21 protein-coding genes are annotated in these 22,029 nt (G+C 61.6%); 12 read left to right on the top strand and 9 right to left on the bottom strand.

The window, feature by feature from the left end; translation table 11 throughout:
- Window positions 1-162 precede the first annotated feature (162 nt).
- Window positions 163-792 carry an ATP-dependent Clp endopeptidase proteolytic subunit ClpP gene (clpP, locus tag K6N12_RS11660; RefSeq protein ID WP_003573944.1) on the bottom strand — a complete coding sequence of 210 codons (630 nt, stop codon included), beginning with the start codon at window positions 790-792 and terminating at the stop codon, window positions 163-165.
- Window positions 793-1,208: 416 nt separating this feature from the next.
- Here clpP and K6N12_RS11655 point away from each other — a divergent pair, with 416 nt between their 5' ends.
- Window positions 1,209-2,462 carry a GGDEF domain-containing protein gene (locus K6N12_RS11655; protein ID WP_097627184.1) on the top strand — a complete coding sequence of 418 codons (1,254 nt, stop codon included), beginning with the start codon at window positions 1,209-1,211 and terminating at the stop codon, window positions 2,460-2,462.
- Between the two features lie 128 nt (window positions 2,463-2,590).
- Window positions 2,591-3,835 carry a cytochrome P450 gene (locus tag K6N12_RS11650; RefSeq protein WP_097627182.1) on the top strand — a complete coding sequence of 415 codons (1,245 nt, stop codon included), beginning with the start codon at window positions 2,591-2,593 and terminating at the stop codon, window positions 3,833-3,835.
- A 196-nt stretch (window positions 3,836-4,031) separates the two neighbouring features.
- On the opposite strand, the gene K6N12_RS11645 is transcribed toward K6N12_RS11650, so the two are convergent.
- The 4 genes from K6N12_RS11645 to K6N12_RS11630 all read right to left on the bottom strand — a co-directional run bounded on the left by K6N12_RS11645 (window position 4,032) and on the right by K6N12_RS11630 (window position 8,619).
- Window positions 4,032-6,161 (bottom strand): bifunctional diguanylate cyclase/phosphodiesterase, encoded by a 2,130-nt coding sequence (locus tag K6N12_RS11645; RefSeq protein ID WP_097627180.1) that lies wholly within the window; start codon window positions 6,159-6,161, stop codon window positions 4,032-4,034.
- Between the two features lie 234 nt (window positions 6,162-6,395).
- Window positions 6,396-6,740, bottom strand: coding sequence for a cupin domain-containing protein (locus tag K6N12_RS11640; RefSeq protein WP_097627178.1), 345 nt, complete (start codon window positions 6,738-6,740; stop codon window positions 6,396-6,398).
- A gap of 23 nt (window positions 6,741-6,763) precedes the next feature.
- Window positions 6,764-8,047, bottom strand: a complete 1,284-nt coding sequence (locus tag K6N12_RS11635; RefSeq protein ID WP_097627177.1) for an O-acetylhomoserine aminocarboxypropyltransferase — start codon at window positions 8,045-8,047, stop codon at window positions 6,764-6,766.
- 143 nt (window positions 8,048-8,190) lie between these two features.
- A complete protein-coding gene (locus K6N12_RS11630; RefSeq protein WP_097627175.1) occupies window positions 8,191-8,619 on the bottom strand; it encodes a CoA-binding protein in 429 nt (142 codons plus the stop codon).
- 118 nt (window positions 8,620-8,737) lie between these two features.
- Here K6N12_RS11630 and K6N12_RS11625 point away from each other — a divergent pair, with 118 nt between their 5' ends.
- Both K6N12_RS11625 and K6N12_RS11620 read left to right on the top strand, forming a co-directional pair.
- Complete coding sequence (locus tag K6N12_RS11625) at window positions 8,738-9,061, top strand: hypothetical protein (RefSeq protein ID WP_097627173.1); 324 nt, start codon at window positions 8,738-8,740, stop codon at window positions 9,059-9,061.
- Window positions 9,062-9,536: 475 nt separating this feature from the next.
- Window positions 9,537-10,373: an EamA family transporter gene (locus K6N12_RS11620; RefSeq protein ID WP_097627171.1), complete on the top strand. Its 837-nt coding sequence runs from the start codon at window positions 9,537-9,539 to the stop codon at window positions 10,371-10,373.
- Here K6N12_RS11620 and K6N12_RS11615 read toward each other — a convergent pair whose 3' ends face one another.
- Both K6N12_RS11615 and K6N12_RS11610 read right to left on the bottom strand, forming a co-directional pair.
- The gene (locus K6N12_RS11615) at window positions 10,374-11,198 is read right to left on the bottom strand and encodes an enoyl-CoA hydratase (protein ID WP_097627169.1); all 825 of its coding nucleotides are present in this window, start codon (window positions 11,196-11,198) and stop codon (window positions 10,374-10,376) included. It lies immediately after the preceding gene.
- A 96-nt stretch (window positions 11,199-11,294) separates the two neighbouring features.
- The gene (locus K6N12_RS11610) at window positions 11,295-11,525 is read right to left on the bottom strand and encodes a DUF1127 domain-containing protein (RefSeq protein WP_097627167.1); all 231 of its coding nucleotides are present in this window, start codon (window positions 11,523-11,525) and stop codon (window positions 11,295-11,297) included.
- Between the two features lie 22 nt (window positions 11,526-11,547).
- Here K6N12_RS11610 and K6N12_RS11605 point away from each other — a divergent pair, with 22 nt between their 5' ends.
- The 3 genes from K6N12_RS11605 (at window position 11,548) to rpsI (ending at window position 13,760) form a co-directional block, all read left to right on the top strand.
- Complete coding sequence (locus tag K6N12_RS11605) at window positions 11,548-12,498, top strand: LysR family transcriptional regulator (protein WP_179867136.1); 951 nt, start codon at window positions 11,548-11,550, stop codon at window positions 12,496-12,498.
- A gap of 328 nt (window positions 12,499-12,826) precedes the next feature.
- Window positions 12,827-13,291 (top strand): 50S ribosomal protein L13, encoded by a 465-nt coding sequence (gene rplM / locus K6N12_RS11600; protein WP_003573970.1) that lies wholly within the window; start codon window positions 12,827-12,829, stop codon window positions 13,289-13,291.
- A gap of 1 nt (window position 13,292) precedes the next feature.
- Complete coding sequence (rpsI, locus tag K6N12_RS11595) at window positions 13,293-13,760, top strand: 30S ribosomal protein S9 (protein ID WP_003587370.1); 468 nt, start codon at window positions 13,293-13,295, stop codon at window positions 13,758-13,760.
- 220 nt (window positions 13,761-13,980) lie between these two features.
- Here the strand turns inward: rpsI and K6N12_RS11590 are convergent, their stop codons facing one another.
- Window positions 13,981-15,951 (bottom strand): acyltransferase family protein, encoded by a 1,971-nt coding sequence (locus tag K6N12_RS11590; protein ID WP_097627165.1) that lies wholly within the window; start codon window positions 15,949-15,951, stop codon window positions 13,981-13,983.
- Between the two features lie 382 nt (window positions 15,952-16,333).
- Between K6N12_RS11590 and cml the strand changes: the two genes are divergently transcribed.
- The 4 genes from cml to K6N12_RS11570 all read left to right on the top strand — a co-directional run bounded on the left by cml (window position 16,334) and on the right by K6N12_RS11570 (window position 20,535).
- Window positions 16,334-17,524 (top strand): CmlA/FloR family chloramphenicol efflux MFS transporter, encoded by a 1,191-nt coding sequence (gene cml, locus K6N12_RS11585; RefSeq protein WP_097627163.1) that lies wholly within the window; start codon window positions 16,334-16,336, stop codon window positions 17,522-17,524.
- Window positions 17,525-17,785: 261 nt separating this feature from the next.
- Entirely contained in the window at window positions 17,786-18,748 is a 963-nt protein-coding gene (speB, locus tag K6N12_RS11580) for an agmatinase (RefSeq protein ID WP_097627161.1), read from the top strand.
- 58 nt (window positions 18,749-18,806) lie between these two features.
- Window positions 18,807-19,739 (top strand): N-acetyl-gamma-glutamyl-phosphate reductase, encoded by a 933-nt coding sequence (argC, locus tag K6N12_RS11575; RefSeq protein ID WP_097627159.1) that lies wholly within the window; start codon window positions 18,807-18,809, stop codon window positions 19,737-19,739.
- A 4-nt stretch (window positions 19,740-19,743) separates the two neighbouring features.
- On the top strand, window positions 19,744-20,535 hold the full coding sequence (locus K6N12_RS11570; protein ID WP_097627157.1) for a sulfite exporter TauE/SafE family protein: 792 nt from the start codon (window positions 19,744-19,746) through the stop codon (window positions 20,533-20,535).
- A gap of 19 nt (window positions 20,536-20,554) precedes the next feature.
- On the opposite strand, the gene K6N12_RS11565 is transcribed toward K6N12_RS11570, so the two are convergent.
- Complete coding sequence (locus tag K6N12_RS11565) at window positions 20,555-21,658, bottom strand: COX15/CtaA family protein (protein WP_097627155.1); 1,104 nt, start codon at window positions 21,656-21,658, stop codon at window positions 20,555-20,557.
- Window positions 21,659-21,773: 115 nt separating this feature from the next.
- Here K6N12_RS11565 and K6N12_RS11560 point away from each other — a divergent pair, with 115 nt between their 5' ends.
- Window positions 21,774-21,983, top strand: a complete 210-nt coding sequence (locus K6N12_RS11560; protein ID WP_003573983.1) for a DUF2842 domain-containing protein — start codon at window positions 21,774-21,776, stop codon at window positions 21,981-21,983.
- Window positions 21,984-22,029 lie beyond the last annotated feature (46 nt).

Here is a 22,029-nt window from a genome sequence, read left to right as displayed (position 1 = left end):
GTTCCGGTGGCAACGAATTCCCCTTCGAATGCCGATGCTATGTCATAAAATTTCAACATAGCATTAATAGCTACTATTAGCGTCTTCGTCGCCAGTTGAAAGCCTTGTTCGATCACAAATGAGATAGAACTGTGGCGACGAAAACACCATCCCAATTAATTACTAGGCCTGTTCGCCTTCCATTTCGAGGCGCGACGTCAGAACCTTGTCGATCACGCCCCAGCCCTGGGCTTCGTCCGCATCCATGAAATGGTCACGATCGAGGGTCTTTTCAACTTCCTCGTAGGTGCGGCCGGTGTGCTTGACATAGACCTCGTTCAGGCGGCGCTTCATCTTCAGGATGTCGCGGGCGTGGCGTTCGATGTCCGAGGCCTGGCCCTGGAAGCCGCCCGACGGCTGATGCACCATGATGCGGGAATTCGGCGTGGCGAAGCGCATATCCTTGTGGCCGGCGGCCAGCAGCAGCGAGCCCATGGATGCGGCCTGGCCGATGCAGAGCGTCGAAACCGCCGGCTTGATGAACTGCATCGTGTCGTAGATCGCCATGCCGGCGGTGACGACGCCGCCCGGCGAATTGATGTAGAGGGCGATTTCTTTCTTCGGGTTTTCGGCCTCGAGGAAGAGAAGCTGGGCGCACACGAGCGTTGCCATATGGTCTTCGACGGCACCGGTCAGGAAGATGATGCGCTCCTTCAACAGACGGGAATAGATGTCGTAGGAGCGTTCACCGCGGTTGGTCTGTTCCACGACCATCGGCACGAGGGCCATTGCGGTATCGACTGGGTTTCTCATGTGCGTCCTTTGTCAACGTCTCGCCGGCCGGCGCCGGGAATCAAAGAAAATGTCTTATCCCTACATAGAGTGTCCGTGCCCTTCTCTTCAAGACACGCATGCGGATAACGTTAAGAAGGCGGGCAAGGTGGCCCTGGCTGTAGCCTCTTTCCAACAAGCGCCTGTTAACGGCGAGCCTATGGCACCGCCTTCCCCGGCTTTTCTCCATGACAGGATGAAGGAATGCTTACTCCATTCGAGAGTGCTCACACACATTTACCCGGCGGAAAGCTTACCGGGAGATATCCGCCAAAAACCATACCGCAGCGCAGCAGCATTAAGGAAGTGGCGAGCTTCCTCGGCAAGGATGCAAGCCAACAGATCGGGGCCGACAGACAAGGCCACCCGATAAGACAGACGGGCAAGGGGTTGCTGCCGTGTTCAATATCGCTACAGGTCTCGCCATCTGGTGTTCGGAGGCCATGACGCTCGCTTTGGTGCTGTTCGTCGCCTGGCGCCACAATGTCCGGAACGAGGCCTATCTCTATTGGGGCCTCGGCTTCCTGCTGACCGGCATCGGTTTTGCGATGATCGCGCTGCGCGACCAGGTCCCCAGCCTGCTGTCGATTGAGATCGGCAATGCCATCGCGCTGCTCGGCCAGAGCGCCTGGGTGGCGGGTTTTCTGGCGCTCGACCGCAAGAAGATCGAATGGTGGGCGCTGCTGCCGCCGGCGATCTGGCTCGCTGGCGTCTTCCTGCCCTGGGTCAACAGCGACTATTCAAACCGGGTGGTGCTCTACAACCTCGCTTCGGCGACAGGGGCGACGGCGCTTGCCCTGGCGGTTTCCGCCGGCGACATGCGCCGCGAGCGCACCCGCGTCAAGCTGATGGGCGTCTTCGTCATCCAGGGCTGCCTGTGCTTCGGCTCAGCGCTGACGATGGCGCTGACGCTGCCAAGCGATATCGAGGCAACCAATCTCGGCGGCGCCTCCGCCATGGCAAGCGCCTTCCTGCTCACCATCGCCTTCGCCTTCACTTGCCGGCTGATCATGGAGCGCTCCGAGCGGCACCTGCGCGCCCTCACGCTCACTGATTCGCTGACGGGTGTGCTCAACCGCCGCGGCCTGCTCGGCTATTTCGACGCCATCCAGGAAAAAGCCCATGACGAGCAACACCAGGTCGCGGTGATGCTCTTCGATCTCGATCATTTCAAGCGCGTCAACGACCGTTTCGGCCACCAGTCCGGCGATGCCGTGCTGACGGCTTTCGCCCGCATGGCCCGCCAGTATATTCCAAACAGCATCTTCGGCCGCATGGGCGGCGAAGAATTCGCAGCCTTCGCCGCGGTCACCGACCAGACCGAAGCTGAGGCGATCGCCGAAGCGATCCGAACCGAATTTTGCCGCCTGCCCGTCAGCACCGGCGAAGCTATCGTTCCGGTCACCGTCAGCATCGGCATCGCGCTCGCCTCCTCGCTCGAAGCCAATATCGACAAGCTGATCTCGGCCGCCGACCGGGCGCTCTATGCCGCAAAGGGCGCTGGCCGCAACTGCACGGTCACCTTCGGCAAAGCCGAGGCCGCAGCCCCGGCCCCGGCAACGCCGAGCACCACCGCCGGCGAACTCGTGCCGACGGTCGACGACCAGGTCGAGGCGCTGCGGCGCATGGGCACGCTGTCGCGGGCCGGCTGACCGGAAAACCGGAGTCAATCCCCACGGTTAGACACGGATCTTAATGCGATCGGCGCGTCGTTTCAGGACGGCTTGCCCTCGCCCCGCCATCTTTCCGAGGCCCGGCAAATCCGCTAAGCCTTCGCGTCATGACGATACCGCCCTTTCTCTCGATCGATTCATCCAACCGCCACGTCTCGCTGGACGCCCGCAATCCGGCCTTCTATGGCGATCCGAATGCCGTCTATGCCGCACTTCACGCCCATTGTCCGACGTTCTACTGGACCGAGCAGAAGCAATGGTTCTTCACGGGTTACGAGCACGTGAACGGTCTGCTGCGCGACCGCCGCTTCGGTCGGCAGATCCTGCATATCGCCAGCCGCGAGGAGCTCGGCCTTGCCGAGCCGATGCCGCACCTTGCCAGTTTCGATCTCTCGGAACGCTATTCCCTGCTCGAACTCGAACCGCCGGAGCACACGCGGCTGCGCACGCTGGTCAACCGCGCCTTCGTCTCCCGCCATGTCGAGAAGATGAAGCCGGAGCTTGCCGAGCTTGCCAACCGGCTGATCGACGGATTCGCCGACAAGCGCGAGGTCGAGCTGCTCTCGGCCTTTGCCGACATCATTCCGGTGACGATGATCGCCCGGATGATCGGCATTCCAGAGGAGATGGGGCCGCAGCTGCTTGCCTGGTCGCACGCCTATGTCCGCATGTACATGTTCGGCCGCACGCGCGAGCAGGAGGATGAGGCCGAACGGGCGGCGAAGGAATTTTCCGACTACGTCAGAACAGTGATCGCCGAGCGCCGCGCCGAGCCGCGCGACGACCTGCTGACCCACATGATCCATACCGAGCACAAGGGACAGTATCTCACCGAGGAAGAGCTGATCTCGACGACGATCGTGCTGCTCAATGCCGGGCACGAGGCGACCGTGCACCAGATCGGCAATTCCGTGCGCACCATCCTCGAAAGCGGCTCAGATCCGGCTGCGCTCTTCCGTGACGAGGCGACGACCGAGCGCACCGTCGAGGAAACCCTGCGCATCTGCGCGCCGGTCCACATCTTCCAGCGCTGGGCGCTGGAGCCCGCCGAAATCGACGGCGTCTCCTTCCAGCGCGGCGACAAGGTCAGCCTCGTCCTCGCCGCCGCCAATCTCGATCCGGCGAAATTCACCGATCCCCTCGCCTTCCGGCCCGACCGCAACGAGGCGGCGAACCTCTCCTTCGGCGCCGGCATCCATTTCTGCATCGGCGCGCCGCTGGCGCGGCTGGAACTCAACATCGTGCTGCCGATCCTCTTCGAGCGGCTTTCCGGTCTGAAGCTGGCGAAGACGCCTGTGGTCAAGGATGTCTATCATTTCCACGGGCTTGACCGGCTGGATCTGCAGTGGTGATCCACCCCTGACAGATCAGCCGTAGCGGCCGGTGATACCGCAGCCTCAGCCTTTTGATTGAAAACGCGGATTGACAAAACTTATCGAGACAGCCGCCGCATGACCCGGCGACGGCCATGCCTGAAAATGTGGCAATCGATGCGGAAAGTGCTGGTTGGTACGCCTGATCGGAGCATATGCCACGAAATCCACGGCGTCAGGCGGCCGACTGTTCTTCCAGCTTGCTGGATATGTCGCGTGCCGACATCGGTCTGCCGATCAGATACCCCTGAAGCTGATCGCAGCCGGCCTCTCGCAAGATCGCAGCCTGGCGGCTGTTCTCGATGCCTTCAGCGGTCACGGGAATTTGCAGGGCGGTGGCAAGCGAAATGGTCGCCCGAAGAACATCGGCGCCATTGGCGCCTTCATCGAGAGCGGACACAAGCGAGCGGTCGATCTTCATGCGATCGAACCCGAACTGCCGCAATGCGCCAATGCTGGCATAACCGCAGCCAAAGTCATCAAGCGCGAATTTTATGCCGACGCGCTTGAGCTGGTCTATCGACCGCCGAGCCTGATCCGGATTCGTCATCAGGACGCCTTCGGTAATCTCCAAGGTCAGGCGCTTTGGATCGAAGTCGAGCTCCTGCAGGACCGAAATCACTTCGGCGGCAAATTCCGGATTGCAGAGCTGGATTGGCGAGACGTTCACAGACAATGCCAGATCGGGCCAGCTCCTGGCATGCTCGATCGATGTTCTCAGCATGTGAACGCCCAGCGCATCGATGAGGCCGCACCGCTCGGCGAGAGGAATGAAAATCTCCGGGCTGATGTTTCCTGTCGACGTTCGCCAGCGCGCCAGCGCTTCCAAACCGGTGACAGCGCCTGTCGTCGCAGAGACGAGAGGCTGAAAAACGGCCTCGATCGCACCACTGCCGATGGCGCCTTTCAAAAGGCCTTCCAGTTCGGCGACCCGCTGGCGCTCCTCGTCCAGCTCGGGGTCGTATTCGATCGCTTGGCCTCGGCCATTGGCCTTGGCGCGATAGAGGGCCATGTCCGCTCTGCGGAGAAGCTCCAAGGGCTCGATGTCTGCGTCGCCCGCGGCAGCTCCGATGCTTGCGCCGACTTCGATCGTCCGGCCGTCGATTTTGAAGGGCTCGGCAAACAGCGCCAGAATGGTCTTCTCCATATCTTCGCAGGTGGCGGACCCAACATGCACCAGCGCAAATTCATCGCCTCCCAGCCGCGCCGCGGCAACGACTTCGGGGTGGCAGGCCGTCAGCGCGTTCGAGACCAGCCGGATCAAATCATCGCCGACCGCGTGCCCCCAGGCATCGTTGACGGCCTTGAAACCATCGAGGTCGACCAGATAAAGCCGTGGCGGCGAAGAGCCCGAACTCTCGAACTCTTCCAACAGGTTGAGAAGACCATGTCTGTTCAACAGGCCGCTCAGGCTGTCATGGCTCGCTTCGAAAAGCGCTGCTTGCGCCAATTGGCGCAGGCGCCGCGCCTCGGACGCGCCGACCATCAGCACGCCGATCAGGAACAGCGCAAGGATGGCGACGGCGGCCGCGACATAGGGCGTCACCTGCTGAAACACGGTGCTTCCCGGCGCCTTGCTCGGCCAGACGAGATAGCCGATGACGGCCCCCTTCATGTCTGTAATCGGCGTGTTCAGAAATTCCGGCCTGGGCTTCGTCTCAAGGTGTAAGCCCTCCAGTTCATGTTCGTTCGAGAGTGCGTCGAGAACCTCGGGCGAAAATTCCTTGTAAAAGGTCAGTGTGCTGAGCTTCGGAAGCTCGGTGGCGGCCTCGTATGGCTGGATCGCCTGCGATGCGAGCAGGGCGATGCCGCTTTCGGTCTTGATGAAATTGACCACCGGCGCCCGCGCGGGATCGGCAGCTACTCTGATCTGCCGATAAAAGCCTTCGCCGAAAAAGGCGCTCGGCTCGAAGGGCTTGCCTTTGGCATAGGCGGAGACGATCGAAGAGCGGTCGGGGCCGATGACGACCGCACCGTCATACAGCGCGTAATCCTCGCTGGTCTTTCCCCAATTTTCATAGGCCCAAGCGGCCGCGGTCGGAGACGAGGCTGCACTATAGGCATCGTCCCAAATGGCATTGTCAGTCGTCGTCCCGCTCAGGCGCGCCACAAAGGCTCCGATTGCCGCACGGGCGGCGCGCGTGGCCCTGGCATCATCGATCTCATTCGCCGACCGGGTCATCGTGACGACGACATGCGCCATCAAGCCGGTCAGGATGAGGGCGACGACAAGGAAACAGACCGTCGTCGCGATGATGGAAGACGTTTGGGTGCGAACGTGCCTACCTGCAAGAGTCGACGACATGCAAATTCCGCAAAATGTTAATTGCAAGGCCATGTCTGGGGGACGGCAGGAGACATCATGTCCGCTATGCGCTGCAGACAAGATATAGCATTTTGACAATGTAGGGCGGATTAATGGGATTGGTTAAAAGCTTTCTATCCGGCAAAGAGGCGCACGCATTTGAGGAAAAACGGGCCGCCCTCGCCGCAAATCGGGACAGGCCCGCCGTCAACGGCGGCGATTTACCGGCGCTACTTAGACCTTGATCACATAATCCTTGCGAGTCGTTTCAACGACTTCCCACGTCCCTTTGAAGCCGGGTCTTAAGATCATCCGGTCGCCGATCTTCAGATGAATCGGCTCGCCGCCATCCTCGGTCACGATCGAATGGCCGGACAGCAGGCTGAAATATTCCCATTCCTCATAGACGATCCGCCATTTGCCCGGCGTCGCCTCCCAGATGCCGGAATAGAGCCCGCCTGCGGCTTCCTCCAGGTTCCAGCTGCGGAATTGCGGATCGCCGGAGATGATCCGGCCGGGCTCCGGGGCGCCGAACTCCGGTTCGACGCCGTCAATGCGGAAGTGAATGAAATTTGCCATGGTCGTCACGGACCTCTCCGATGTCAGATTTTCGAGAGCGCCTGTTCGAGATCGGCGATGATGTCCTTGACGTCCTCGATGCCGACGGAAAGGCGCACCACGTCGGGCCCGGCGCCGGCGGCGATCTTCTGCTCGTCGCTCAACTGCCGGTGCGTCGTCGAGGCCGGATGGATGACCAGCGAGCGGGTGTCGCCGATATTGGCAAGATGGGAGAAGAGCTGCAGCCCCTCGACCAGCGTCTTGCCTGCCTCGTAGCCGCCCTCGACGCCGAAGGTGAAGACGGAACCGGCGCCTTTCGGCGAATAGCGTTGCTGCAGGACGTGGTTCGGGTCGTCGTCGAGGCCGGCATAATTGACCCAGGCGATCTTGCTGTGCGCCTTCAGCCACTTTGCGACGGCGATCGCATTGTCGCTGTGGCGCTGCATGCGCAGCGGCAGCGTCTCGATGCCGGTCAGGATCAGGAAGGCATTGAAGGGCGAGATTGCCGGGCCAAGATCGCGCAGGCCGAGCACGCGGGCAGCGATCGCAAAGGCGAAATTGCCGAAGGTCGCGTGCAGGACCATGCCGTTATATTCCGGCCGCGGGCTCGACAGCATCGGGTAGTTGCCGGATTTCGACCAGTCGAAAGTGCCGCCGTCGACGATGAGGCCGCCCATGGAATTGCCGTGACCGCCGAGAAATTTCGTCAGCGAATGCACGACGATATCGGCACCGTGCTCGATCGGGCGGATCAGATAAGGGGTTGCCATCGTATTGTCGACGATCAGCGGCAGGCCGTTGCGATGGGCGACATCGGCGATGGCGGCGATATCGACGAAGGTGCCGCCGGGATTGGCCAGGCTTTCGATGAAGATGCCGCGCGTCTTGTCATCGATCTGGCTTTCGAAGCTTGCCGGGTCGGCGGGATCGGCCCAGCGCACCTGCCAGCCGAAATTCTCGAAGGCGTGGCCGAACTGGTTGATCGAGCCGCCATAGAGCCTGTTGGCGGCGATGAAATTCTCGCCGGGGCGCATGATGGTGTGGAAGACGATCATCTGCGCCGCATGGCCGGAGGCGACGGCAAGGGCTGCCGTGCCGCCTTCGAGCGCTGCGACGCGCTCCTCGAGCACGGCCTGCGTCGGGTTCATGATGCGGGTGTAGATGTTGCCGAAGGCCTGCAGGCCGAAGAGGGCGGCGGCATGATCGGAATCATCGAAGACAAAGGCGGTCGTCTGATAGATCGGCGTGACCCGCGCGCCGGTCGCCGGGTCGGGCTGGGCGCCGGCATGGATCGCCAACGTGTTGAATCCCGGATCGTTCTTGGCCATGTCGTCCTCCAGTTGTTGCTGACGGGCAGGATCATAGCCTGTCGCTAACGAAAGTTAATCGCGATCCGTTTCAACCCATAGGCGTTCGGTGGAAAATCCGTCTCAGCCGACAGCGACTCAAGCAACGAGAGCAGCCAACGAGGTCAGGCGATGAGACGGGGATATTCGATCGCCGGGCAGCGGTTCATCACCACCTTGATTCCGGCCGCTTCCGCCTTTGCCGCGGCCGCGTCGTCACGCACGCCGAGCTGGGCCCAGATGATCTGCGGCAGCGGCCTCAGCGCTAAGGCCTCCTCGACCACCCCATCCAGATATTCGGCGGCGCGGAAAACGTCGACCATGTCGATCGGCACGGGAATGTCGGCGAGCCGGGCATAGACGGTGCGACCTTGGATCTGCTTGCCCGCCTGCCCCGGATTGACGGGGATGACTTCGTAGCCGCGCGACAGCAGATAACCCATGACGCCGTTGCTCGGCCGGGCCGGATTGGGCGAAGCGCCGGTCAGCGCGATGGTCTTTACCGAATGCAGGATTCCGGTGAGATAATCATCCGTATAGCTGTCGTGGTTCATGTCCGCTTCTCCACTTGCAAAGCCGATTGGCATGGCCCGCAGGTTTTTTTGCATTTCCGTGAAACCGGCTGCACGCCTTTCCCGTATATATGAACAGGATACTCCTGAGGATGATTCGATGAAAAAAATCGCTCTTGCCCTCATTTTCGTGCTCGCCGCATCGCCGGCGCTGGCGATCTCGCGCCACAATCCGCTTGCCATGAGCTGTGCCAGCGTGCGCGCCGCCATTCACAATCAGGGTGCGGTCATCTTCCGTTACCAGTCTCCCCGCGGACTGCAGCTTTACGATCGCTATGTCCGCAACAGCAATTATTGCGATGCCACCGACTATGCGGAATGGACGCATATCCCCTCGAAAGACGATCCGCGCTGTCCCGTCCTGAACTGCCAGAACATCGACAACCTTGACGGGATGCTGTTCGTTCCGCATTATCAACTTTGATGGTTTCGCCGTCCTGACCGCCGCAGGAACTATGCGTCTTTCGCGTTTGCGAAAGGCGCGCATTCAATCCCGCGCTGCGATATTTCGAAAGTTACACAATCAGAAGCTTTAAAATCCCAGTATGTCAAAGTTATAGAATAATATCTATATTTCAGCATCATAGAATAGTCGGTTACCGGGTTCCCGCAAATGGTTTCTTCTTTTGTTCCCGATACTATCGGGCTCCGTTCCCGTATCCATTAGAAACATCTCATAGTTGAAAGGATCGCCTGGATTGAACGCATGTCGCGCGCACGTAAAAATTGCCTCGAAGCGCCGCAATTGTGCCCGTGCCGAAAGAATGCTATTCGACACATCAACACGTCCGCGACCGCTGCCGTGTATTTTCGTGCAAATCCCAGTTGTCTTTTCAGGAATTTGAAACGTCCAAGGCGAGGCGTTTCCAGCGTCTCTCATCTTTTCCGGATTTACTCCCTTGCCGCTCGACGTCATCCTGCTCGTTCTCTTCGGCGCATTGCTGCATGCGACATGGAACGCCATCGTCAAGGCAGGAAGCGATAAATCCCTCGATGCGGCATTGATCTCGGCCGGCGGCGCGGTTTCAACTCTACCGTTCCTGGCATTCCTGCCGCTGCCGCAAGCCTCTGCCTGGCCGTTCATCGGCGCTTCGGCCATCCTGCAATTCGCCTATTTCCAGCTGGTCGCCGCCGCCTACCGGGCCGGCGATATCGGTCTCGTCTATCCGTTGATGCGCGGCTGCGCACCGCTGCTGATCGCCGCGACAAGCGGTTTCATCCTGAAGGAAAATCTTTCCGGCGGCGCCCTGGCCGGCACAATGACGATCTGCGCCGGTGTGCTGACGCTTGCTCTTGAGGCTCGGCGCGGCAGCAGCCGCGCCGTCATGCTCTCGCTTGCCAATGCCTGCGTCATCGCCAGCTACACCTATGTCGACGGCATCGGCGCGCGGCTTTCCGGCAATGCGGTCTCCTACACATTGTGGATGTCGCTGCTGCCGCCGGTGCTGCTGTTTTCCTGGGCGGTTTCGCAACGCGGCACCATCGCCGTGGCGCGTCACGTCCGTTGCAACTGGTGGCGCGGCCTGATCGGCGGCGCCGGCTCGATCGCGTCTTACGGGCTGGCCCTCTGGGCTATGACGAAAGTCCCGGTCGCAACCGTTGCCGCCCTGCGCGAAACCGCAATCCTCTTTGCGCTGGTGATCTCGATTACTGTCTTCAAGGAAAAAGCCAGTGTCTGGCGCTACGCCGCCGGCGTCGTCATCGCCATCGGCGGACTGGTTCTGAAACTGGCGTGATCACTCGCCGGTCCATTCCGGGGCGCGCTTGCCGAGGAAGGCGCCGATCCCCTCCTCAGCATCCTGCGTCAGCATATTGCCGACCATCACTTTGGCGGCATAATCATAGGCTGCCTCGACCGGCAGTTCGATCTGCCGGTAGAACGCTTCCTTACCGATCTTCAGGGTCAGAGACGACTTGCTGGCGATCACGCCGGCATATTTGGCAACGACCTGCGCCAGATACTGCTTCGGCACGATGCGGTTGACGAGACCGAAATCCTTAGCTGTGGAGGCGTCGATCGTCTCGCCGGTCAACAGCATCTCCATCGCCTGCTTGCGATGCGCGGCCCGGGTAACAGCGACCATCGGCGTCGAACAGAACAGGCCGATATTGACGCCCGGCGTGCAGAATGTCGACGTATCCGTGCAGATCGCCAGATCGCAGGAGGCAACGAGCTGGCAGCCGGCCGCCGTCGCCAGCCCGTCGACCTCGGCGATGACCGGCTTCGGCAGATTCGCGATTTTCAGCATCAGATCGGCGCAGAGCCGGAAGGCCTTGTCGAAGAAACCGGCTCCCTGATCTTCATCGGCACGATGGGCGGTGAGTTCCTTGAGATCGTGGCCGGCGGAAAAGACATTGCCGGTCGAGGCGATGACGAGGACGCGCACGCTCGCGTCCGATCCGGCCTTGTCGAGTTCGGCCATCAGCGCTTCGAGAAGCGCGATCGACAGCGCATTGGCCGGCGGGTTGTTGAGCACGAGACGCAGCACGCCGTCGCGCAACGAGCGGAGCAGTAATCCCTCCGCCCTGCCTGCGTCCGGGAAGGATACGATTTCGGCCATGATGCTGCTCCCTGCGCTCGATTTCCAGACGGACGTATTGCCACAAGGCGCCGGCAATTTCGAGCAGGATCAGCGCTTTCCGCTGAGCCGCAGCCGTTACGACCAGAACCAGGACTTTGCTGTCTCGGCCCTCGCCTGCGCACGGGTCAGGCCGACATCGCGAAGTTCGTCCTCGGTGAGATCGCACAGTATGCGGCGACTGCGGCGCTTTTCCAGCCGATGTTCGACCGCCGCCAGCAGCCGCCGGCCCCAGCGCGCCGTTGCGCGAAATTTCGATCGAACGATATCGTGCGGCGTCTCTAGTCTCTCACTCAATTCCAGGGCCATCTCGTCTTCCTTTCTTCGATGGATGAAAGATGCGCTGGAGAATGCCGCGAAGGAAGCTTATGGATATTATGAGAGGCATAAGGATTTCTTTGGCATGGCGCTAAAGTTGGATCAGCTCGCAACCTTCGTCCACGTTGCCGATCTCGGCAGTTTCACGGCGGCCGCCGACAAGGAAGGGCTGACGCAGCCGGCCGTCAGCCTGCAGGTCAAGGGGCTCGAACAGCGGCTCGGCGTCCGGCTGATCGAGCGCGTCGGACGGCGGGCGCAGCCGACCGCGGCAGGCCTCGATCTGTTGGCGCACGCAAGGCGGCTGCTGCAGGACGCGGCCGCCGCGGAGGAAGCGATGATGCCGCACAGGGATGGCGCCAGCGGTCGCGTGCGCATCGGCAGTGGCGGCACCGCGTCGATCCACCTGCTTCCTCGGGCCATCTCCGCCGCCCGCAAATCCATGCCAGGCCTCGAAATCACCGTCCATATCGGCAATGCCGACGACGTCTTGCGCGATCTGGAGGCCAACAGCCTCGATATCGCCGTCATCGCGCTACCGGCCTCGGGTCGGAACCTTGAGATCGAACCGTTCTACGAGGAGGAATTGCTGGCGGTCGCGCCCGCCGGCAGCCGCATGCCCGACGGCGGACCGGACGCCGCTTTCATGCGCGACAGGACGCTCTTGCTTTACGAGGGCGGCAATACGAGACGGGCAATCGACGCATGGCTGGCCGCACCGGACACCCGGATCCGGCCGGCCATGGAGTTCGGCAGCATCGAGGCGATCAAGGAACTGGTGGCTGTCGGGCTCGGCTGGTCGATCCTGCCGGGGCTGGCGGTGCAGCGCGACCGCGCCGGCCTGGTGACGACATCATCGCTGCAGCCGAAGCTCACGCGCCGCCTCGGCATGGTTCTGCGGCGGGACAAACATCTGACCCGCGGCCTTCGCGAAATGATGAAATGCCTGCGCGCGTTCGAGGGTTAGCGGCTGCTTTCGACCGCGGCACGCTCCTTAAAGTCCGGCAGGCTCAAGCCCGCCACGGGCGACGTGAAAACGTCCGATGCACCGGCCTTCAGTCAACAAAAGTGAGGTAACATAATACCATATATCTAACTTATTGTTTTTGCTGGTTCTTTTTTCCAGACGTCGGGAAAGTCGATGTTGACCCCCTATCACATTGCCTTTATACACCGCGCAGAACGCAGCCTGTCCGGGCTGCTTTCTTTTTGGCATGCCGCAAGCCTGTCAATCCAAGCAACAAGAAACGCCCTTCAAGCCCTCGGGCCAGGGGTCTCAAAAGAGAGTATTCACTATGGCAACCTTCTCCCAGAAGCCTGCAGAGGTGGAGAAGAAGTGGGTGATCATCGACGCCGAAGGGCTGGTCGTTGGCCGTCTCGCTTCCATCATCGCTATGCGCCTGCGCGGCAAGCACAAGGCAACCTTCACGCCCCACGTTGACGACGGCGACAACGTCATCGTCATCAATGCCGACAAGGTCGTTTTCACCGGCAAGAAGTATTCCGACAAGGTCTACTACTGGCACACCGGCTTTGCCGGCGGCATCAAGGAACGCACCGCTCGCCAGATCATCGAAGGCCGCTTCCCGGAGCGCGTCCTCGAAAAGGCCGTCGAACGCATGGTTCCCCGCGGCCCGCTTGGCCGTCGCCAGATGAAGAACCTGCGCGTCTACGCCGGCTCCAACCATCCCCATGAAGCCCAGCAGCCGGTCGCCCTCGACGTTGCCGTGCTCAACAAAAAGAATGTAAGGAGCGCCTGATATGGCTGACCTCTCCTCCCTGAAGGATCTCGGCACGGCTACCGAAGCTGCTGCTCCGGCCCACGTCCGCAAGGTCGATTCGCTCGGCCGCTCCTACGCAACCGGCAAGCGTAAGAACGCCGTCGCCCGCGTCTGGGTCAAGCCGGGCTCCGGCAAGATCATCGTCAACGGCAAGGAATTCGCGGAATATTTCGCCCGTCCGGTGCTGCAGATGATCCTGCGCCAGCCGATCGTTGCAGCTGCCCGTGACGGCCAGTTCGACATCGTCGCAACCGTCGCCGGCGGCGGTCTCTCCGGCCAGGCCGGTGCCGTTCGCCACGGTCTCTCCAAGGCGCTCACCTACTTCGAACCGGGCCTTCGCTCGGTCCTGAAGAAGGGCGGCTTCCTGACCCGCGACAGCCGCGTCGTCGAACGCAAGAAGTACGGCAAGGCAAAGGCCCGCCGCTCGTTCCAGTTCTCCAAGCGTTAATCGCTTCGGACAGACGGAATTTTACGAAGGCCGGGGCAACCCGGCCTTTTTGTTTTGCAATCGGTTAAAAGGGCAGAACCACTGCCGCGCGCGCTCTTCAGAACGCCAAAACACCGCGGTTCCGCGGTAACGGTATCGGTCAAACAAGAACAGTAGCAGCGCGTCTGAAAGATAGCGACGCGCTTTAATTCGCCCCAGGCGACGTGCATCGCGACGTGCATCAGTCGGAAGAAAGGGCGGCCACGCCGTTTCCATCCATTATGTCGTCTTGCCTGAGAGCGACCAGGATTTCGTCGGCGACGGCTTCCGCACCCGCCGAGGTGAAATGCACCTTGTCGGAAATGAAGGTCTTGCCGTCCCGCGCCAGATCGCACCGGCCCGCCTCTCTCCCACAGAAAATCTTGGCCGGATCGACGCGTAGGACATGCCTGTCTTTGGGATCGTCGAGATAGGCGTAGGAAGGCGACGATTGCTGGAGAAATTCATCCTGGGCGATCGTGATCGTCGGCGCCGGGGTGCCCTTGTGCATCAGCTTCGCGACCTTGGCGGCGATCTCCGTGTCGCCGCGCGGATGAGGATAGACGATGATGACGCGGATGCCGGCCGATGTCAGCGCGCCGACGGTTTTGTCGAACGCATCCCTCAGCCTCTGTCCCACGTCTGATGTCGCGACTTCTTCGCCATTGAAGATGTACCGGGATTGCTCGAAAAAGATCTTCCAGGAGGCGGCGAGGAAGACCGTTTTCACCTTGCTCTTGACGAGATATTCGATCGCTGCAGCGTTGAAGGCGCCGCAGTCGCGCGCCTGGTGGGGAACCATCGAGACGTCGGCGACCGGCGCACAGAAGCTGTGGGTGATCTGCTGCAGGCCAATATTCATTCCGTCCAGGCGCTTGGTCAGCGCCGGTGTCAGCGACGAGGCCAGCGAATCTCCGAGGATGGCGTAAGTCTGGGCGTGGCTGCCGTTAAATATGCAGTTCTCGATCGGCATCGCATCCCAGCCCGACGAGCCCTCGAGCAGGCAGGTCTTGCTCCAATCATTGTCCGCCATGAATTCCTTGATCGGCGCCGGCAGCCGCCAGGGAATGCCGCGCGTGTCGTGGCCGTAGATGCCGAAGGTGATGAAGGCTGCAAGCACCAGGGATACGGATGCGACCAGGCTGCGGGTGGACGGCAGCAATCGGCGCTCGCCGCGGCGGAACGGCTGCTCGACGAAACGCCAGGAGAGATAGGCGAGCATAAGAGAAAGGCAGGCGAGAGCGCCCATCACGATCAGCGGGGGCGGATCGATACTGCGGATCCGCGCAAAGGCAAAAAGCGGCTGGTGCCAGAGATAGGCGCTGTAGCTGATCTGCCCGATCATGGTGAAAACGCGGGTCGAAAGCAGTGCCGACACCCAGGTTCCCTGTCGTGCATAGAGCAGCACGAGCATCGCGCCGATCACGGGAACCACGGCGAGCGTGGAGGGAATGGGCGAGGTTTCGTCGAAATAAAAGACGGAAAAGGCGATCATGCCGAACCCCAGCAGCGACAACGGATCGCTGCCGCGCTTCTGCCCCTTCGACTGCACCAAGCTGCAGATCGATCCGGCCAGAAATTCCCAGGCCCGCGAGGGCAGGAAATAGAAATTGGCCGAGGGAAAAACCCGCGAGGCCCACTCGCTGTAGACAAGGCTGGCACACGCGATCGCAACCAAGACCGCAACCATCCAACTCGGCTTGCGCTTCCACATCACCATGACGAGCAGCGGAAAGAACATGTAATACTGCTCTTCGACGGCGAGGCTCCAGATGTGGAGCAGCGGCACCTCTCCGGCCTCCGGGGCGAAATAGCCGCTCTTGAACCAGAACAGGAAATTGGCGCCGGAAAGACTGGTGGCAATCAGGCTGTCGGAGAAGGCGCGAAACTCCTCCGGCATGACCCAGAGCCAGGCGAAGGGCAGACAGCACAGGACGACGAGAAACAGGGCCGGCAGGAGCCGGCGAGCGCGGCGCTCATAGAATGCCGCCAGCGAGAAGGTGCCGTCGCGCATCTCCTCAAGGATGATCGAGGTGATCAAAAAGCCGCTGATCACGAAGAAAACGTCGACACCGATGAAGCCGCCGCTGAAGAAACTGAAGCCCGCATGAAACAGAATGACAGGCATCACCGCGGCCGCCCGTAGGCCGTCAATCTCTCTTCGGTAAATCACTGTAAATATTCCTGAAATATAATGTTTTTGCTGACTGTGCGGACCGAATCTGCAACCCGGACTTGCATAGGCAATCGCCAATTTTTCTGCAAGTATGAATTTTATAAAAAATTTGACTAAACCATCGCTTTTATCGGTATCGGCGGCGCGGGAGGAAGAGCGTTCTGTTGCCGAGCCCCGGCTACGCTGCTAGACAAGGGGCAAATGGCATCGCGAATGAGCGGAGCCGCAGTCCGGGGCGCATGATGAGAACAACCAAGTCCGCAGACAAATAGGCCGCAACAACCCTGCCCTGTTGTTGCGGCGTCTGTCCGGCCAATCCCCGATCCTGACGAAAAGACAGATCGCCGCCGAATGAAATCATTTGAGCGGTCTCTTTCCCATGTCTTATTCCAAAATCCAGCGCTGGACCTATTCCGTGCCGGCAGCCTTGCTGCTGATGGCGCCTTTCGACATCCTGGCCTCGCTTGCCATGGACATCTATCTGCCGGTCGTGCCGACGATGCCCGAGGCGCTCGGCACCTCGCCTGAGGTCATCCAACTGACCCTCAGCCTCTACATGCTAGTGCTCGGTGCCGGGCAGATCGTCTTCGGTCCAGTCTCCGATATCGTCGGGCGGCGGCCCGTTCTGCTCGGCGGGGCGGCACTCTTCGCCACTGGCTCACTCTTGCTTGCCGAAACATCATCGGCACCCCTCTTCATGATCCTGCGATTGCTGCAAGCCATCGGCGCCTCAGCGGCGCTGGTCGCCACCTTCGCAACTGTACGCGACGTTTACGCCGAGCGCCCGGAAAGCAGCGTGATCTATAGCCTGCTCGGTTCCATACTGTCCTTCGTGCCCGCATTCGGGCCGATCGTCGGAGCGATGATTGCGGATCTCTACGGGTGGCGAGCCATCTTCGTCGTCATCGGCCTGCTTTCGGTCGCCGCAACTCTCAACGCCGGGATGCGGTGGCATGAAACCCGCCCCACCACGGCGGCGGCGACCATCTCGTTCCAGCCAATTCTCGCGAGCTTTCCCTTCTGGGTCTACACAACCGGCTTCAGTGCGGCGATGGGGGCCTTCTTCGTCTTCTTCTCGACCGCGCCTCGCATCCTGATCGATCAAGCCGGGTTTTCCAGCATCACCTTCAGCTTCATTTTTGCCTCGGTGGCTTTAGTGATGATCGTGACGGCGCGCTTTGCCAAACGCTTCGTCACGCGCTGGGGCATCGCAGGCAGCCTCGCCAGAGGCATGGCGATGCTGCTTCTCGGCGCCGGGATGCTTGCCGCCGGAGAGGTGTTTCTGCAGGCACCCCTCATCGGCTTCGTCCTGCCGATGTGGATCATCGCGATCGGCATCGTCTTTGCGACCGCGGTCACCGCCAATGGTGCGCTCAAGGCGTTCGACGATACCGCCGGTACGGCGGTGGCGCTCTATTTCTGCATCGAAAGCCTCCTGGTCGGCGTTCCCGGCACCTTGTTCGTCGTATTGCTCGGCGGCGACACCGCCTGGCCGCTGGCAGCTTATGCCGCGGTGACGGCGCTGATCACCCTCGCCGGACTGCGGCGGCTTTCGTGCAAGACAGCCTGACGAACTTGCTGCTGAATGGCGGCCGCTCGAAAGCCAGGAGCGGCTGCCAGGCGAAGCATCGCTTGAAATCTCGACCCACCTCGCCTACCCCTTTCCTGCCCCGAAAGGAAACATCGGTTGCTTTCGGGAGATCAGGCAAACCTGACCGTCCGGAGCAGCCTATTTCGTCGCCCGGCGGTTTGGTCGTGACCGGTGACCGGCCGATATAAGGCCGACATCGAACGCGACTATGGTTTAGCGCCCATAGAGAAGGAGCCCCTCTTGGCGAACAAATCCATCGATCATGCCTTTACGGCGACCAGCCTCACTTCCGCCGCCAGCGATCCGACCTTTGCCGGCGCGCTGTCCTTCATGCGCCGCCGCTTCACCAAGGAGCTTGCCGGCGTCGACGTTGCCGTCTGGGGTATTCCCTTCGATGCGGCAACCTCGAACAGGCCGGGCACACGCTTCGGGCCGCAGGCAATCCGCCGCGCTTCGGCGATCTTCGACAATGATGCGCAATATCCGTTCAACCGTGATCTTTTCGCCGAGATGGCGGTGATCGACTACGGCGATTGCCTGCTCGACTACGGCAATCACCAGGATACGCCCGATGCCATCGAACGGCAGGCGAATATCATCCTCGACAGCGGCGCCTTCCTGCTGACGCTCGGCGGCGATCACTACGTCACCTGGCCGCTGCTGAAAGCCCATGCGGCAAAACACGGCGCCCTCGCCCTTGTGCAGTTCGACGCCCACCAGGACACCTGGTTCGACGAGGACCGGCGGATCGACCACGGCTCCTTCGTGGCGCGGGCCGCCCGCGAGGGCATCATCGATCCCGACCGCTCGATCCAGATCGGCATCCGCACCCATGCGCCGGAGGATTGCGGCGTCAATATCCTCTACGGCCATCAGGTCGAGGAGATGAGTGCGGGCGATATCGCCTCGGCGATCATCTCGCATACGCGCGGCGCGCCTGCCTATCTCACCTTCGATATCGATTGCCTCGATCCGGCCTTTGCGCCGGGCACCGGCACGCCGGTTGCCGGCGGACCGTCGAGCGCCAAGATCCTCTCGGTGCTGCAGCGCCTGCACCAGCTCGATATCCGCGGCGCCGATATCGTCGAGGTGTCGCCGCCTTACGATCATGCCGATATCACCGCCATTGCGGGGGCAACGGTGGCGATGTATATGCTGGGGCTTCATGCCGAACGACGCGCCATCGCCGTGTCACAAGGCTGACCTATTATCCCAAAATGAATCCGGAAACCTTCTGAACCCATTGAAAGCGCAGGTTAACATGGCACCGAAAATCTTCATCGACGGCGAACACGGCACGACGGGTCTGCAGATCCGCACGCGCATGGCCGGCCGCCGCGATGTCGAGCTTCTGTCCATTCCAGAGGCCGAGCGGCGCAACGCCGCCATGCGCGAGGACATGCTGAACAGCGCCGATATCGCCATTCTCTGCCTGCCCGACGATGCATCGAAGGAAGCGGTTCAGATGGTCTCGGCCAACAACAATGTCCGCGTCATCGACACGTCGACCGCCTTCCGCGTCAATCCCGGCTGGGCCTACGGCTTTGCCGAAATGGACGGCGCGCAGGCTGACAGGATCAAGGCCGCGCGTTTCGTCGCCAATCCCGGCTGCTACCCCACCGGCGCAATCGGCCTGATCCGGCCGCTGCGCGCCGCCGGGATTCTGCCGGACGGCTACCCGGTCGCGGTCAATGCGGTTTCCGGCTATACCGGCGGCGGCAAGCAGATGATCGCCCAGATGGAAAATCCGGATCACCCGGATGCGATCACCGCGCCGCATTTCGTCTACGGCCTGCCGCTCACCCATAAACATGTGCCCGAAATGACCGTGCACGGGTTGCTCGATCGCGCGCCGATCTTCTCGCCGTCGGTCGGCAAGTTCGCGCAGGGCATGATCGTGCAGGTGCCGCTGCATCTCGGCGACCTCGCCGAGGGCACGACGATGGAAAGCATTCATGCCGCCCTCGCCGCCCATTATGCCGGCCAGGAGATCGTCACCGTCGTGCCGCTTGCCGAAAGCAAGACGCTGCCCCGCGTCAACGCCGTCGAGCTCGAAGGCAAGGACACGATGAAGCTCTTCGTCTTCGGCACGCCGAGCGGTTCCCAGGTCAATCTGGTGGCGCTGCTCGACAATCTCGGCAAGGGCGCCTCGGGTGCCGCCGTGCAGAACATGGACCTGATGCTCGCTTCCTGACGCCATGACGCTGGATGCGCTTTTCGCCGGCGTGCACGTCTGGTTTGCCGCCGCCCTGCCCGACCATGGGATCTATGCGCTGATGGCGTTTGCCTTCATCGCCGGGCTTGCCCGCGGCTTTTCGGGCTTCGGCGCCGCATTGATCTTCATTCCGCTCGCCGGCGCGATCGTCGGGCCGAAGCTGGTTTCGCCGATCCTGCTCGTCATCGACGGCATTGCCACATTGGGTATGATCCCGCCCGCCTGGCGCGGCGCCAACCGGCCCGAGGTCTTCGTCATGGCGGCCGGGGCCGCACTCGGCGTGCCGGCCGGCACGGCGATGCTGGCACTGCTCGACCCGCTGCTCCTACGCTGGAGCATCACCATCATCGCCATCGGCCTGCTTACGCTTCTCGCATCGGGATGGCGCTATCACGGCGCGCCTTCGGCTCCGCTCAGCAGCGGCGTCGGCCTGATCGCTGGGCCTTTCAGCGGCGCCGCGCAGCTTGGCGGCCCGCCTGTCGTCGCCTACTGGCTTGGCGGCAAGAGCGACTTCACGCGCGTCAGAGCGAATGTCGTGCTCTATTTCTCGATCTCATCCGTCTTCAGCGCCATCAGCTATTACGTCGGCGGATTGTTCGTGCCTGCGGTCTTCGCGCTGACCGCCGTCATCCTGCCAAGTTACGCGGTCGGGCTCTACGGCGGCTCGAAACTGTTCGGGCTCGCCGAGGAGCGGACCTTCCGCATCGCCTGCTACATCCTGATCGCCACCGCCACGATCATCGGCATGCCGCTGCTCGATGGGGTGCTGCGCTAGACTGGCTTACGACACCGCTTCACCCGCGCTCCGCGATGGCGGTGGCGTGCGGATATTCGCCATAAAAACCGCGCCAGTTGGCGATGGCGAAACCGAAAACCACCAGGGCGCCGGCCTGATGCAGCAGGCCCCAGTGTAGCGGCACCTGCAGCAGCAGCGTGGCGATGCCTATTGCCGCCTGCAGCGTCACCAGTGAGAAAAGCACGACGGCGCGGCGGGCATGCGTGGTCCAGGCTGCGGCGCGAAGCGCGATCACCATGTTGATCAACGTCAACGCGAAGAGCGTATAGGCGCCGATGCGGTGGATGAACTGCACCGTCTTCGGGTTCTCGAAGGCATTGATCCAGAAGGGCTGCTGGATCAAGAGATCCGACGGGATGACCGCGCCGTCCATCAGCGGCCAGGTGTTGTAGGAAAAACCGGCGTCTAGCCCCGCCACCAGCGCGCCGAGATAGATCTGGAACAGCGCGAAAATGGCGATCGCGGCGGCAAATCCGCGCGAGCTGCGTGTCGGCGCCGGATCGTTGGAATGCGGTGAGAGCCCGCGCATGATCCACATGCAGCCGGCAAAGATCAGGCAGGCCATAATCAAATGCGTCGCCAGCCTATACTGGCTGACGTCGGTGCGGACGGACAGCCCTGAGGACACCATCCACCATCCGATGAAACCCTGCAGGCCGCCAAGCGCCAGGATGCCGACGAGCGGCCAGCGCAGGCCCTTCTCGATCCGCCCCGTCAGCCAGAAAAAGAGGAGCGGCAACGCGAAGATCACGCCGATGCCGCGGGCGATCAGCCGGTGGGCCCATTCCCACCAGAAGATACCCTTGAACTCGTCGACGGTCATGGAATTGTTCAATTGCTGAAATTCCGGAATGCGCTGGTAGAGGCGGAATTCCTCCTCCCATTCGGCGGCCGACAACGGCGGGATGACGCCATGGATCGGCTTCCACTCGGTAATGGACAGGCCGGAATTGGTCAGCCGCGTGGCGCCGCCGACGAGCACGAGACAGAAGAGCGCCAAAAGCACGAAACCCAGCCAGAAGCGCAAGGCGCGGCGGTCGCGGTTCTGCTTGCGCACTTCGCTCAGGATCGCCTGTTCCGTGGTCGGGTTTGCGACGGCCATGATGTCTCCTTCTATCCGGCAGTTGATTTGCCCCAGCGGCTCATGCAAAACAAGCCCCGAACCTTTGCGGCATGCCGTCGCGCCGGTCCGCCCCGTCCCTGCCGAGAGATAATTGATGCCCGTCCGCCTCCGCAAATTCATCGGCACGATCCTCATCATCGTGCTCGTTCTGGTCTATGCGCTGGTGGCGAACACGATCGCGGTGGCAACGCTCGGCAACGCGCCCTGGTGGGGGCACCTGCTCTATTTCCTGCTCACCGGCCTGCTCTGGGTTCTGCCGGCGATGGTAATCATCAAATGGATGGCCGGGCCGCGGCAGCAATAGGCCATTAACGGCCGAATAACCGTGATAGGCGGAAAACCTCGCCCAT

The sequence above is a fragment of the Rhizobium redzepovicii genome, assembly GCF_019793435.1.
GTDB lineage: Bacteria > Pseudomonadota > Alphaproteobacteria > Rhizobiales > Rhizobiaceae > Rhizobium > Rhizobium redzepovicii.
The sequence above is the reverse complement of the archived record's forward strand: the minus strand, read 5'-3'. Positions and strand labels throughout refer to the sequence as shown.